We start from the raw sequence: 16422 nt of genomic DNA, 5'->3' as shown, positions 1-16422 counted from the left end.
CAAATAAAAAGTATCGTATAAATATAAAATTAATTTAAAATATAAAATTTCATTTTACATAATTCAATATTATTAATAACTTAGTATTCAAGCGGATTTTTAGGTATTTTTAAATGAGGAAAAAATGAAACATTAGTTTAACTTATTAATTTTTTTATGGAAGTTTAAAATAATATATGGTAGTATTATGTTAAATATTGTGAATATTTAGTGAAAAAGAGTGCAATATTTAATTTATTTCTTCATTGTGGGGTGAGAGCCACAAATGTTGGGAGGGAACTTAATATGAATAAGGTATTCAAAGTTGTTTGGAGTGCAACTAAGCACGCTTATGTTGTAACGTCTGAGTTGGCTAAGTCACATCAAAAATCTGCAACTACAATTGTAGCTGCAGTTATTTTGGCGGCTAGCTTTTCTGGAGGTGTTGCTAATGCATCCAGCCCTGAGGATTGGGCTAGAGCTGATCTTATTGGTAGCCAAAGATGGTTAACACCAGATCAAAATGCTTGGGGTCATATGCAAGATCAACATCAAGTTGATCCACAACAATTAGACCAACAGCAACAGCAACAACAACAGCAGCAACAACAATGGCAACAACAAGAGCCACAGCAACAACAATGGCAACAACAAGTGCCACAACAGCAACAACAGCAACAACGACGTCAACGTCCTCAAGTGCCACAACAACAGCAACAACAATGGCAACAACAAGTGCCACAACAACAGCAGCAACAACAAATCCCTAAAAAAGGCGGTTCCACTGGTAATACCGTAATTAATAACTACTATACAGTTGTAACTACTGATGTTGAAAATGTTAAGAAAAATACACATAACATTAACGTTGTAAATAAAAAGGTAGATATCAATACTACTAATATTAATACTGTTAATAATAAGGTTGAGAGTGTAAAAACTGACATTAATAAAATCAATGCTAATATTACAAATATCAACGCTAAAGTTGATAAAAATAGCAAAGATATTGAAGGATTAAAAGGCAAAGTCGGCACTCAAATCACTAACATTCAACAAGATATCACAAATATTAACAATAATATTGATGCTAAATTTACTAAAATTAACAACGATATTGATGTAAAAATCGATAATAAAATTACTAACATCACAAATAATGTTGTTAATAATGTAAATACTAACATTGATGCTAGTGTAAAAAAACATATTGAAGCTAATAATACCAATATTATTAATCAAGTAAATCAAAATATTAATACTGCAGTTCAAAATAATAACACTACAATTTTGAACAAAGTTGATGAGAAGATTGAAAATAACAACACTACTATTATTAATAATGTTAATAAAGATGTAGATGTTAAGATTAATGATATTAAAACAAATATCAATAATACGAAAAATGAGTTGAACACTAACATTTCTAATGTTAAAAATGAACTCAATCAAAATATCAACAATGTTGATATTAAAGTTAACAACAATAAAAAAGCAATTGATAATCTAACTGTTAATGTTAACAATAATAGTAAATCTATTGCTGATTTAACTGCTAAAGTTGAAACTAACACACAAAATATTGATGCTAATAATACTTTCATCATGGAAAACCGTAAATTTATTGGTGATAACAAAAAAGCTATCAACGATAACAAAAAAGCCATTGATGAATTGAAAGGTAAAGTTGGCACAACAATCAATAATATTAACACTACAATTGATAATAAGATTAATGAAAATAACACTAAGATTATCAACGAAGTTAATCACAATGTAGATGTTAAAATCAACGATAGCAAAACTAACATTATCAGTGAAGTTAACAAAACAATTAATTCTAAAATTGAAGCTAACAACACAACTATTATTAATAAAGTAAATAATGATGTTGATACTAAGATCAATGCCGTTAAAACTGATATTACAAATATTAATAATACTGTAAATAATGTAAGTGCAAAAGTTGATGCTAATACTACTAACATTACTAATAACACTACAAATATCAACAAAAATGCGACTGCAATTACTGAATTAAACACTAAAGTTGATAATCAAGGTAAAGTTTTAGTTAATCATGAAGGTCGCATCCAGGCGCTTGAACAAGACAATAAAACTATTAAAACTGATGTAGCTAACACTCAAAATCAAGTTAATATCAATACTAAAGATATTGCTGATTTGAAAGGTAAAGTTGGTCAAAATATTGGTAATGTTCAAGTAGATATTAAAGATATTAAAAACAACATCACTAATATCAACAATAAAGTTGAAGCAAACACAGTTGCAATTAACAAGGTTGATGTAAAAGTTGATGGTGTTAAAGGTGACTTGGATGGCCTTAAAGGTCGTGTTGATCGCCATGACCAACGTTTGGACTATTTACAAGATAACATTGCTGATAACTCCACACGAATCTCTATTGTTGAAGATGGTGTAAAAGCTAATACAAAAGACATTAATGTAGTTGGCACAATTGCAATGGAAAACCGCACACTTATCGGTGCAAACCAAAAAGCTATCGATGAGTTAAAAGGTCATGTTGGCACACAAATTACCAATATTGAAACTACAATCAATAAGAAGATTGAAGCTAATAATACTACAATCATCAACAAAGTAGATGGTAATATTGATGCTAAGATTGAAAAAAATAACACAGTTATTAACAATAACATTAACAATGTAAATGCTAAGACTGAAGTTAATGCTAAAGCTATTACAGATAATAGTAAACGTATTGATGCTAATTCTGCTCGTATTTCCAATAATGAAAAAGCAATCAACGAGTTAAAAGGCCATGTTGGTACACAAATCACTAACATCGAAAATACAATTACTAATAAGATCAATGAAAACAACACAGTAATCAACAAAAATATCGATGCTAAGATTGAAGCTAATAACACTACAATTCTTAATAAAGTAGACAATAACATCGATGTTAAGATTAATGCTAATAACATTAAAGTTGATCAAAAAATTGATGGTGTTAAAGGCGATTTAGATGGTCTTACTAAACGCGTTGCTCAAAACGAAAAAGACATCAACGTAGCTGGCACAATTGCTATTGAAAACCGTACACTTATCGGTGCTAATAAAAAAGCTATTGATGAATTAAAAGGTCATGTTGGCAATCAAATCACAAATATCGAAAATACAATTACTAATAAAATCAACGAAAACAATACAGTAATTAATAAAACTATCGATAATAAGATTGAAGCTAACAACACTGTTATCAACCAAAATATTGATAATAAAATCAACAGCAATAATACAACAATCATTAATAAAGTAGATCAAAACATTGATGCTAAAATCAATGCTAATAACACTACAATTCTTAACAAAGTTGATAAAAACATCGATGTAAAAATCAATGAAAATAACAAACAAATTAACAACACAATCAATACTAAGATTGGTGATGTAAATGTTAAGATTGATGGCGTTAAAGGTGACTTGAATGGTCTTAAAGGTGATTTAGATGGCCTTAAAGGTCGTGTAGATCGTCATGACCAACGTTTAGACTACTTACAAGATAATATTGCTGATAACTCCACACGTATCTCTGTAGTTGAAGATGGTGTGAAAGCTAATGCAAAAGATATTAATGTAGTAGGTACAATTGCAATGGAAAACCGTCAATTCATTGGCGATAATAAAGTTGCTATTGCAAACAACACTAAAAATATCAACATCAATGCTAAAGCTATCGATGAGTTAAAAGGTCAAGTAGGTCAATCCTCTACAGTTATCAACGATATTAAGAAACAAATTACTAATATCAATGGTAAAGTAGAAAACAACACTACAAATATTGCTAATAACACAACTAATATTGCTAAAAATACTACAGCAATTAATAACGTAAACGTTAAAGTTGATGCTAATGCAAACGCTATCGTAGATAATAGCAAACGTATTGATGCAACTAATGTGAAAGTAGATGCTAACACTACTAACATCGCTAACAATACAACTGCTATCAACAATGTAAACGTTAAAGTTGATGGTGTTAAAGGCGACTTGAATGGTCTTACTAAACGTGTAGAACAAAATGAAAAAGACATCAACGTAGCTGGTACAATTGCAATTGAAAACCGTAAATTCATTGGCGACAACAAAGCTGCTATTGCAAATAACACTACAAATATCAATGTTAATGCAAAAGCTATTGATGAATTAAAAGGTCAAGTAGGTAAATCTTCTACAGTGATCAATGATATTAAAAACCAAATTACTAATATCAATGGTAAAGTAGAAAATAATACTACTAACATCGCTAACAATGCTACAAATATTCAAGCTAATGTAGTGGCAATTGCTGACAATAGCAAACGTATCACTGAAAATACTACAAACATCGCAAACAACACTACAAACATTGCTAATAACAAAAAAGCTATCGATGAATTAAAAGGTCAAGTTGGTAATACAGTTAAGAATATCGAAACTACTATTAATAACAAAATCACTGAAAACAATGTAGTTATTAATAAAAATATCGATGCTAAGATTGAAGCTAACAATACTGTAATTAATCAAAATATCACAAATGCAATTACTGAAAACAACAAGGAAATTGACAATACAATTAACAATGTGAATGTTAAAGTTGATGGTATTAAAGGTGATATTGATGGCTTGAAAGGTCGCGTAGATCGTCATGATCAACGTTTAGACTACTTACAAGGCAACATTGTAGATAACTCCACACGTATTACTGCAGTAGAAGATAGTGTTAAACTAAATACTACAAATATTGCGAACAATACAACAGCAATCAACAATGTAAATGTTAAAGTTGACGGCATTAAAGGTGATTTGGATGGTCTTACTAAACGTGTTGACCAAAACGAAAAAGACATCAATGTAGCTGGTACAATTGCTATTGAAAACCGTACATTGATTGGCAATAACAAAGCTGCTATCGACAAGAATGCAAAAGCTATTGCTGAATTGAACGGTAAAGTTGGTACTACTATCACTAATATCGAATCTACTATTAATAACAAGATTGAAGCTAATAATACTACAATCCTTAATAAAGTAGATCAAAATATTGATGCTAAGATTACTGCAAATAACACTGTAATTAACCAAAACATTGCTAATGCAATCAATGAAAATAACACAACAATCATTAACAAAGTTGATAAAAACATTGATGTGAAAATCAATGAAAACAATAAGCAAATCAACAACACAATCAATACTAAGATTGGTGATGTTAATGTTAAGATTGATGGCGTTAAAGGTGATGTAGCTGGTCTTACTGCACGTGTAGATCGTCATGATCAACGTTTAGATTACTTACAAGGTAACATTGTAGATAACTCTACACGTATTAGCGCTAATGAAGATGCTATCAAAACATTAAAAGGCCAAGTTGGTACAACTGTTACTAATGTTGAAAACACAATCAATGCTAAGATTGAAGCTAACAACACAGTAATTAGAAAAGATATCAACACTGCTATTACTAATAACAACACTGTTATTAATAAAAACATTACAAATGCAATCAACGAAAATAACAAGACAATCATTAACAAAGTAGATCAAAATATTGATGCTAAGATTGCTGAAAACAATACAGTAATTAATAACACAATTAACAACAAAGTTAATGACGTAAATGTTAAAGTTGAAGCTAATGCGAATGCAATTGCTAATAATAGCAAGTCTATTACTGACATCAAAGCAAATGTAGCAAATATTAACAATAAAGTAGAATCTAACACTACAAATATTGCTAATAATACTGCAGCTATTACAAATGTAAGTAAACAAGTTACAAATAATACAACTAACATTGCTAACAATGCTACAGCTATTGCAAACATTAGCAAACAAGTTTCTGGTAACACTGCTAACATTACAGATGTAACTGCTAAAGTAAATGCTAATACTGGTCGTATTGAATCTAATACAACTGCTATTAACAACTTAACTGGTAAAGTTGATGCTAACTCTCAAGCTATTGAATCCTTGAAAGGTCAAGTTGGTAAAGGCAATACTACAATCGTTAATGTAGCTCAAAAAGTAGAAAATATTACTCAAAACATTAACGCTCAAAATAGCAACATCCAAGCTAATACTGTAAACATTCAAAATAATACTTCCAATATTAATAACATTAAAGCTAATGTTGTTAACGTTGAAAAGAATGTAAACAATATTAAAGCTGATGTAACAGTAGTAAAAGCTGATATCACAAACATCAATGCTAAAGTTGATCAAAAAATCAATATTGTGAACAACAATATTACTAACGTTAAAAACGATGTGAAGAATATTGATGCTAAAGTTACAAATATTGATAACAAAGTTACTAATATTAACAATAAAGTAACTAATATTGATACTAAAGTTAATGATATTGACGTAAAAGTTAATAACCAAAATACTGTAATCAACAATATCAAAACTGATGTATCTGGCTTGAAAGATCAAGTTGGCAAAAATACTGAAGCAATTAAGAACTTGCAAAATGTAAGCGCTGATGTAAACAAAGTGAAAGAACAAGTTAATGCTAATACTCAAAAAGTAAATGCTAACGAAGAACGCATTAAAAATGTTCAAAGCCAAGTTTCTGTTAATACTGAAGCAATCAAACATAATACTGAAAACATCAATATTAACAAAGCAGCGATCAAACAAAATGCTGAAGCAATTCAAAATACTAATGTAACTGTACAAAAAGTAATCAACAAAGTTGATGAACATAGCAAAGTTATTAACGACGTATCTAAACAAGTTAATACTAATACAACTAATATTGCTAATATCAATAATGTTGTTAACCAAAATACAACTAATATTACAAATGTAACTAACCAAGTTAATACAAACACAAGCAATATTAGCAAAGTAACTAACCAAGTTAATACAAATACTACAAACATCAACACTCTAAATGCTAAAGTAGATACTAATGTTACAAACATTACTAAAGTAGATAATCGTGTAACTGAAGTAGCTAAACAAGTTAATGAAAATGCACAATTAACTAAAGCTGTTGGTACTCTAGCATTAGAAAATCATGAAAAGGTTAGTGTATTAGGTTTACAAGTAAATAAAAATACTCAAGACATTGCTGATGTAAACACTAAAGTTGATGAAAATGTTACATTAACTAAGAACATTGGTGCTATTGCATTAGAAAACAATGAAAAAGTTAATGTATTGGGCTTGCAAGTAAATAAAAATACTCAAGATATCAGTACATTAGCAGAAGCTGCAAATTACAGCTTGAAAGCTTCCAACATTGCATTACAAGATCATGCAACACTTGTTCAACATGATGCACAAATCGCAGAAAACTCTCGCCGCATTAGCAGCGTAGAACGCGATGTTAAAGTTGTAGGTGCTAATGCAGCAGCATTAGCAGCATTGAAACCTATCGAATACCACGAAGGTCAAAAAGCTCAAATTATGGCAGCTGTTGGTACTTACAAAGGTAAAACATCTACTGCATTGGGTGTAGCACATTATGCAAATCCTGATTTATTAATCCATGCTGGTGCTGCTTATGGTGGTGACCATAGCGTAATGGCAAATGCTGGTGTAACAATCGGTATTGGTAATGCTCCTACAGCTCCTAAAGCATCCCCTGCAACTGTAAAAGTTCTTGAGGATCAAGTGGCTGATTTGCAAGCACAAAACAAAGAAATTCGGGAACTTCTTGATAAAGTGATTGCACAACAACCACAACAAGCTCCAAAAGCAGCTGTAAAAACAACTAAATAATATGCCTCCCAACCGATGGGTTACACTATAATCTATCGTAGGTATAGAAACCGCGTAGCAGAAATGCTACGCGGTTTTCTTTTTGTGTGGATTTGTGGTGATTGTATTCCTATATTTCGTTTAATTAAAGTGTAATAGAGCTTATGGGGATATTGTGGTGGGGATTGGATGCAGATAAAACTAAAATCTGGCACCTGGTGGTGGGCAGTGGTTTTTATGATTCGATTATTATTTAATTTCGAACATATGTATCTAAGAAAAGAGGAGAAAAATAGAGATTATGAAAGAAAAATATAAAAAAGTGGGATAAAAATGGATTTTTTATTGTGATTGGTGGTGAATTGTGGTAGAATTTACCATATAGTGGTGGATAAGGAATAGTAAAGGGCGGTGATACGTATGTTCATGGGAGAATATAATCACACCATTGATACAAAAGGGCGGATGATTATACCCGCGAAAATACGTGAACAACTAGGCGAAGTATGTATTGTTACTAAGGGCCTAGATAACTGCTTAGCTATTTACACCGAAGAAGCGTGGAAGAAAATTTCTGCAGCTTTACAATCACAATCCTCCACTAAAGCTAGCGTACGTGCCTTAAAACGTTTTGTTTTTGGTAGTGCCGCTGAGCTTGAATATGATAAACAAGGTCGTGTCCTCATTCCTGTACCACTACGTGAATATGCGAGCCTTGATAAACAGGCCGTTATTGTCGGTGCTGGGGATCACGTTGAAATTTGGAGCCGCGAAAAATATGATTACTATGATGATCAAGTGGCTGAAAGTATGGAAGAACTTGTTGAAGGTCTAGAAGGGATTATGTTATAGGAGGCTATGATGGAATTTAATCATACCAGCGTACTTTTACGCGAAACGGTGGACTCCGTCGTAACTAATCCAAAAGGCATCTATGTGGACTGCACCCTGGGTGGTGCAGGACATGCCCATGCTGTGGGCGAGATGCTAGACCCAGAAGGCATGATTATAGGGTTAGATCAAGATGAAGATGCGTTGAGCGTAGCTCGACAGCGTTTATCTGATTTAACATGTCAGGTGTTAACAATACCGACGAACTTTTCTAACTTAAAAGAAGCTCTCCATAATGAGGGCATCTGTGAAGTAGATGGATTTATTTTTGATCTTGGAGTATCTAGCTATCAACTGGATACACCGGAGCGTGGCTTTTCATATATGAATGATGGGCCACTCGATATGCGTATGGATAAGGACGCACCATTAACAGCAGAAGAGGTTGTTAATGAATATGATGCTGAAGCATTATTGCAAATTATCCGCGACTATGGGGAAGAGCGATGGGCTAAGCGCATTGTTGAATTCATCATTAATGCACGTCAAGAAAAACGAATTACCACTACTGGTGAGTTAGTTAGAATTATTAAGCAAGCAATACCTGCGAAGGCGCGTCAAGATGGACCGCATCCGGCAAAACGGACGTTCCAAGCCATTCGCATTGAAGTAAATAGAGAATTAGCTATCTTGCATGATAGTTTTGTAGATGCTGTATCCATGTTGAAACCAAAGGGGAAAATTGGGGTTATCACATTCCACTCCTTGGAAGATCGAATTACGAAACAAACTTTCAAAGAGTTGAGTACAGCATGTATATGTCCTCCAGAATTGCCGATGTGCGTATGTAACCACAAGGCAGTTGTGAAGGCGAAGAATAAGGCTATAGAGCCGAGTGCAGGGGAGATTGAGGTTAATCCGAGGGCTAGAAGTGCAAAGTTACGCGTAGCCGTCAAGTTGTAGAATTGGAAGGGGTTAGTGTTTATGTTAGCGAGAAAGGCTGTTGTGGGCCAAGTTAAAAGCGATGTGTTGGTCGCTTCACAAGGGAGAAAACGTAGTGCAAATGTGGCTCTAGATTTGAGCCCTATGATGTGGCAGGTTGTATATGGTATTGCTGCATTGGTTGCATTTTTGCTTATCATGATGGTTATGAATGCGTACAGCACAAAATTAGGCTATGAAGTAGTTAAAACACAGCAAGCTGTAGTACAATTAACAAAGGATAATGATGCGTTGGATGTTGAAGTGGCTTCTTTGAAGTCTCCTGTTCGTATTCAACAAATCGCAGAACAACAACTAGGGATGGTTTTGCCTGATTCTTTTGTTTATAGTACAAAAAGCGCTGTTACTGAACGTACTGTACAAGAGAAACAGCAAATTATAGACTAGCAGGCAAAGCAGCTCGTATTGGGCTGCTTTCCTTTGCGTGTAAAGGAGATTGTATATGAAACAATTACAAGATATAGTAAAAACTTTGCAAACACCACATGTAGAAGGTAATACAGCTGTTGAGGTATTGGATATTACGGCTGATTCTCGTGCAGTAAAAGCAGGTAGCTTATTTATTGCGTTAGATGGTGCCACTGTAGATGGTCATAATTATGTAAATAAAGCCGTTGAAGCTGGTGCTGTAGCGGTACTTGTATCTAAACCAGTAGAGGTAAGTGGTGATGTTTGTGTTATCACTGTAGAGGATACTCGAAAAGCTATGATGGCTTGTGTACCATATTTCTTTGATTATCCAGCAAATTCCATGCGTATGATCGGCGTTACTGGTACTAATGGTAAAACGACTACAACTCATATGATTCGTCATATTTTGAAAGGTCAAGGCCATAAAGTAGGCGTTATTGGTACTGTTCATATTATGATTGGTGATACATCCTATCCAATTCACAATACAACACCAGATGTAGTAGATTTACAACATATTCTTCATCAAATGGTAGAGGAAGGTGTTACCCATTGTGTCATGGAAGTATCTTCCCATGCCTTAGCATTGGGCCGAGTTTCTGGTGTTGAATATGATACAGCAGTATTCACAAATTTAACGCAAGATCATTTGGACTTTCACAAGACCTTTGAAAATTACTTGGCCGCTAAGTGCAAATTATTTGAACAAGTTAGCGCGCCGAACCAAACTAAATCTGGTAAAGGGGCTATCATCAATATCGATGACGAGTATGGTCATCGTGTAATTGAAAAAACAACGGCGCCTATCATTACGTACAGTATTGATGGTAAAGGGTCGTTAAATGCTCATGATGTTGAAATGACGCCTAAATCTAGCCGTTATACTGTATCCTATGATGGCAATGACTATACAGTGGCTATGAATACAACTGGTTTGTTTAATGTATATAATACATTGGCTGCTATTGGCGCTTGTTTGTTAGAAGGTATCTCCATGGAAGATATCGATAAGGCGTTGAAAACATTTAGCGCTGTGCCTGGCCGTTTTGAGCTTATTGAAGAAGGTCAACCATTTGCAGTTGTTGTAGACTATGCACATACACCAGATGGGTTAGAAAATATTTTGCAAACTGCAAAGGCTATTCAAGAAAATCGCATTATTGTAGTCTTTGGTTGTGGTGGTGACCGGGATGCTACAAAACGTCCTATCATGGGGCGTATTGCTGCAGAATATGGCGATGTAGTATATGTTACATCTGACAATCCTCGCACAGAAGATCCTGTGAAAATTGTGAAAGATGTAGAGGTAGGCGTTAAAGAAGGCCTTCGTGAAGGCTCTCACTATGAAGTTATCGTTGATCGTCGGGAAGCGATTCAACATGCAATACAAAATGCAAAACCTGGGGATATTGTACTAATTGCAGGTAAGGGGCATGAGGATTACCAAATCTTAAAGGATAAAACGATTCATTTCGATGATCGTGAAGAGGCGCGAGCAGCCCTCAAGGAGATCTAATATGGCAGAATTTACATTGTCTCAAGTGGTAGAAGCCACACAAGGGACGAGTGCACATACCGACAATATTAAGTTTTTAGATGTATCTACTGATACAAGAACGATTGAATCAGGCTTTTTATTTGTAGCCTTAAAAGGCGATACCTTTGATGGTCATGATTTTATTAATACAGCTATCGAAAAGGGTGCTACTGGTGCAATCGTAGAAAAAGGCCGTGCAGTGGACGGCATCGTATGCATTGAAGTAGATAATACATTGGTAGCGTATCAAAATTTAGCACGTTACCATCGTCGTCGATTTGATATTCCTGTAGTCGCTATTACTGGTTCTTCTGGTAAGACTACAACAAAGGAAATGGTAGCTGCTGTACTCGGCACCGAATTTAATGTTTTGAAAACTGAGAAAAACTTTAACAATGAAATTGGTTTGCCAAAAACATTGTTGCGTTTAACTGCAGAACATCAAGCTTGTGTTGTTGAAATGGGCATGCGTGGCCTTGGTCAAATCGAGGAGCTTGCGTTGATTGCAGAACCAACTATGGGTATTATTACCAATGTTGGTACTAGCCATATTGAGCTATTAGGCTCTCGTGAAGCCATCGCACAAGCTAAAGGTGAGTTAATTCGTTGCTTGCCTGAAAATAGTGTGGCTATTCTCAATGAAGATGATCCATATGTTAAAGCTATGGATAGTCTTGCCAAAGGTAAAACGATTACCTATGGTATCGAACGTAATGCCACATGTATTGGCAGTCATTTGCGTTATAAAAAAGATGGTATTAAATTTACATGCAAATGTTATGACGAAGTATTTGATATCTTCTTGCCTATGATTGGTGAACACAATGTATATGACGCATTGGCAGCAATTGTAGCTGGTCGTGTGCTAGGCATTAAGTCCAATACGATTCGCAAGGGCTTAAGTGAATTTACAGGCACTCCTATGCGCCAAGAAATCGTACCATTTGAAGATATTGTTATCTTAAATGACGCGTATAATGCAAATCCTTCTTCTATGGCTGAAGCGATAAAAGCTTTGGGGCAGCTAGAAGGTAAACGTAAAATTGCTATGCTTGGTGATATGCTTGAACTTGGTGATTATACTGAACAAGCGCATCGTGAAATTGGTCAATTGCTAGCTGAAGAAGGTTATAGTGTTGTCTTCACATTTGGTGATGCTGCTGCCTTTATAGCTAAAGAAGCTAAAAAAGCAGGCTTAACTACATTCCGTTGTAATAGCCATTTGGAAATGGCCAATGCATACAGTGATATTCGCGAAAAAGGGGATGTTATCCTAGTCAAAGGCTCCCGTGGTTTGCGGATGGAACGAGTTGTTGAAGAATTGAAAGATCGTGAATAAAAGGTTACGGCTAGTTATATCTAGCCGTCATCTGTTTATTAATGAGTAGAGGATTCGTATGATATATCACATTCTATTAGCCTTCGTAGTAACCTTTATTATTACGGTAGTGCTAGGTAAATTTGCTATTCCTATGTTGCGTTCTTTGCACGCACAACAAAGTATTCGTGAAGAAGGTCCAGAAAGTCATCAAGCGAAAGCTGGTACACCAACAATGGGTGGCGCTTTCATGATGGTAGCCCTCGTCATTGGGGTTGCTTTATTTGCACCGTGGAATGTGGGTAGTGGTATGTTATTATTCCTAACATTAGGACATTGTTTATTGGGCTTCTTTGATGATTTTGTAAAAGCTGTAAAAAAACGTAATCTTGGTTTGACAGCTAAGCAAAAATTACTAGGTCAATTTATTTTGGCTGCCATATTCTGTTACTGTATTACTGAAATTATGGTTATTCCTACCACATTGTGGATTCCTGTAGCAGATATTCACCTTCAATTAGGTTGGGCTTATTATGTATTGGCATTTTTAATTATCGTAGGTGCTACGAATGCTGTAAATCTTACAGATGGTCTTGATGGTTTAGCTAGTGGTACATCTGCTGTAGCTGCCATTGCCTTCTCCGTTATCGGCCTTATGGCTGCATCCACAACAAATTCTATTGGCGCTGAAAGTGTTGCTTACTATGGTGCCATTGTAGCCGCTGTATGCCTTGGTTTCTTAGTATACAATGTAAACCCTGCAAAAGTATTTATGGGGGATACAGGTTCTTTAGCATTAGGTGGCGCTTTTGCGGCGATGGCGATTCTTACAAAAACAGAATTATTACTCGTTGTTATTGGTGGTATTTTTGTTATGGAAGCGTTGTCCGTTATTATTCAAGTTATTTCCTTCAAAACTCGTGGTGTACGAGTATTTAAAATGAGCCCTATTCACCATCATTTTGAGTTGTCTGGTTGGGCTGAACAAACTGTTGTTAATCGCTTCTGGTTTGGTGGCGCTGTATTAGCTGTTATCGGTGTCATTTTAGCGACTATAACTTTGTAAGATAATACTTAACGGAAGCCACAAATAATGGTATGCTTATAAGATAGGAATACATTATTTTTGTTGATAATTTAGGTGATACAGATGGAATACGGAGACAAACATATACTTGTTCTGGGCGCTGGTGCCAGCGGTATAGGCGCATCTTGGGTGTTAGCTCAAGTTGGGGCCCATGTAGTATTAAATGATTATAAGCCTGTTACACTGCCTGCAGATGAGGAAAAAAGACTTGTATCAGCAGGTGTAGATATTATTACCGGTAGACAAGATGAATCCTTGCTTGATGGCGTGGATCGCATTGTTATTTCTCCAGGTATTTCTCTAGATATTCCCATTGTAAAAGCCGCTCAAGCTCGTGGTATTGATGTGGTTAGTGAAGTAGAAGTAGCTTATGAGTTATCTAAATCGCCAATTGTAGCCGTTACAGGTACAAATGGTAAGACCACTACTACAACATTATTAACTAAGGTATTGGAAGGAACTGGAAAGCCAGTTCGCGTTGGTGGTAATATCGGCGATTCTCTTAGTGAAGTAGCTTATTCCATGCCAGCAGATGGTTTTTTGGTAGCTGAGTTATCTAGCTATCAATTAGAAACAATTAAACATTTTAGACCGATTGGTGCTATTATGCTCAACATTACACCAGATCATTTAGCTCGTCATAAGACAATGGAAAATTATATTGCTGCGAAGGAACGCATCTTTGAAAATCAATTGAGTACAGATTTTATGGTGCTTAATATTGATGATCCTATTGTAGCAGACATGAAACATTGTGTACCTAGCCATATCCTTGAAATTAGTCAACATCAAGTGGTTTCAAATGGTGCTTACTATGATAAAGGACAATGTTATGTAACAAAGAATGGTATGGCAACACCTGTTATTGGTAGTGCTGATATCCACATTCCAGGTAGTCATAATATCGAAAATATCTTAACGGTTATTGCTTTAACCTATGCGTTAGGTGTACCTGTAGTAGAAATCCATCGCATTATTAGCGAATTTCACGGTGTAGAACACCGATTAGAACGAGTTAAAACTCTTGATGGAATTACATTCTATAATGATTCTAAAGCTACTAATGTAGATTCTGTTGTAAAAGCATTGGAATCCTTTGATCAATCCGTTATTTTATTAGCTGGTGGTCATGATAAAATGACTCCGTTAGAAGACTTTATGCAGCTTGTTAAACATCACACAAAAGCTGTTATCTTTATGGGGGAAGCGGCGGATCGATTTGAAGCTGCTGCAAAAGAGGCTGGTGTTCAGCCTATTTATAGAGCTTCATCTATGAAAGATGCTGTAGAACAGGGTTATAAATTGGCTGTCCAAGATGATATTGTATTATTATCGCCAGCTTGTTCAAGTTTTGATTGGTATAGCTGTTTTGAAGAACGTGGCGATGATTTTAAAAATTGTGTTCATATGTTGCAAGAAGGGGGACACCATTAATGAAACGTATCATTATTTCAGGTGGTGGCACTGGTGGACATATATATCCAGCAATAACTATATATAAGGAAATTATGAAACAGAACCCTGATGCACAGGTTTTATATGTAGGAACGGAAAGGGGCTTAGAGGCTACCTTAGTGCCTAAAGAAGGCATTGAATTTACTACATTACCTGTACAAGGTTTGCAACGTAAATTATCTTTTGGTACGTTGGTGACGTTAGGCAAAACTGCTTTTTCTCTTGTGAAAGCTAATACAATCATTTCCAACTTTAAGCCTGATGTAGTTATTGGTACGGGCGGTTATGTTTGTGGTCCTATTCTTATGGCCGCAGCATTGCGCAATATTCCAACGTTGATACAGGAACAAAATGTCATTGCAGGCATTACAAATAAAATTCTAAGCCGTTTTGTTGATGTAGTCGCTATGGGCTACAAGGATGCAGAATCATCTTTTTCAAAGGCAAAACGCGTAGTATATACTGGTAATCCAGTACGTCCTGATGTATTAGTTGATACTAGGGAAGATGGACGTAATTATTTTAATTTAAGTGATGACACGTTCACCGTTCTTATAGCCGGCGGTTCTCGTGGGGCGAGAACTATCAATAATGCTATGATTGATGTACATAAGCATTTTCAAGGAACAGAAGGAATTAAATTAATCCATATTACAGGGGATGGGGAATATCAATCTGTGTTATCTCAGCTTGGTATTACCAATGGTGATGGTTTAGGTGATTCCTCCTTGATCTTGCCATATTTACACGATATGCCAAAAGCATTGGCGGCAGCTGATTTAGCAGTCTTTAGGTCTGGTGCTATCGGTCTTGCTGAACTAGCAGTTCGAGGTATTCCATCTGTATTGGTGCCATATCCATATGCAGCGGAAGATCATCAAACCTATAATGCCCGTATTTTTGTTCAAGAAGGGGCAGCGCATATGATTGTTGATCAAATGTTAAGTGCCCATGATTTGATAGGGGAAATTGAAATGTTTATGGCCAATCGTGATTTATTGTCACAAATGGGAGAACGAGCGTTGCAGTTAGGTAAACCTAATGCGGCTCATGATATTGCAA

General features: G+C 35.1%; 9 protein-coding genes. All 9 read left to right on the top strand.

From position 1 onward, the window contains the following. The first annotated feature begins 285 nt into the window (after positions 1–285). Positions 286–7740 (top strand): ESPR-type extended signal peptide-containing protein, encoded by a 7455-nt coding sequence (locus Q7P05_RS08980; RefSeq protein ID WP_303931742.1) that lies wholly within the window; start codon positions 286–288, stop codon positions 7738–7740. A gap of 399 nt (positions 7741–8139) precedes the next feature. Further along, positions 8140–8571: a division/cell wall cluster transcriptional repressor MraZ gene (gene mraZ, locus Q7P05_RS08975; RefSeq protein ID WP_039969108.1), complete on the top strand. Its 432-nt coding sequence runs from the start codon at positions 8140–8142 to the stop codon at positions 8569–8571. Positions 8572–8580: 9 nt separating this feature from the next. After that, entirely contained in the window at positions 8581–9513 is a 933-nt protein-coding gene (gene rsmH, locus Q7P05_RS08970) for a 16S rRNA (cytosine(1402)-N(4))-methyltransferase RsmH (RefSeq protein WP_303931740.1), read from the top strand. 21 nt (positions 9514–9534) lie between these two features. After that, positions 9535–9939: a cell division protein FtsL gene (gene ftsL, locus Q7P05_RS08965; protein ID WP_005386230.1), complete on the top strand. Its 405-nt coding sequence runs from the start codon at positions 9535–9537 to the stop codon at positions 9937–9939. Positions 9940–9994: 55 nt separating this feature from the next. Then, the gene (locus Q7P05_RS08960; protein ID WP_303931739.1) at positions 9995–11479 is read left to right on the top strand and encodes a UDP-N-acetylmuramoyl-L-alanyl-D-glutamate--2,6-diaminopimelate ligase; all 1485 of its coding nucleotides are present in this window, start codon (positions 9995–9997) and stop codon (positions 11477–11479) included. Between the two features lies 1 nt (position 11480). Then, positions 11481–12839 (top strand): UDP-N-acetylmuramoyl-tripeptide--D-alanyl-D-alanine ligase, encoded by a 1359-nt coding sequence (gene murF / locus Q7P05_RS08955; RefSeq protein ID WP_295215093.1) that lies wholly within the window; start codon positions 11481–11483, stop codon positions 12837–12839. A gap of 58 nt (positions 12840–12897) precedes the next feature. Further along, positions 12898–13884: a phospho-N-acetylmuramoyl-pentapeptide-transferase gene (mraY, locus tag Q7P05_RS08950; protein ID WP_303931735.1), complete on the top strand. Its 987-nt coding sequence runs from the start codon at positions 12898–12900 to the stop codon at positions 13882–13884. Positions 13885–13968: 84 nt separating this feature from the next. Beyond that, the gene (gene murD / locus Q7P05_RS08945; protein WP_303931733.1) at positions 13969–15339 is read left to right on the top strand and encodes a UDP-N-acetylmuramoyl-L-alanine--D-glutamate ligase; all 1371 of its coding nucleotides are present in this window, start codon (positions 13969–13971) and stop codon (positions 15337–15339) included. Then, positions 15339–16422 (top strand): undecaprenyldiphospho-muramoylpentapeptide beta-N-acetylglucosaminyltransferase (gene murG, locus Q7P05_RS08940; protein WP_303931731.1); only part of this gene is annotated, 1084 nt, incomplete at its 3' end. The genes murD and murG, both read left to right, overlap by 1 nt.

It is taken from the genome of Veillonella dispar, from assembly GCF_937975875.1.
Taxonomy (GTDB): Bacteria; Bacillota; Negativicutes; order Veillonellales; family Veillonellaceae; genus Veillonella; species Veillonella dispar_B.
Note: the sequence above shows the minus strand (reverse complement) of the source record. Positions and strands in the feature narration are given on the sequence as shown.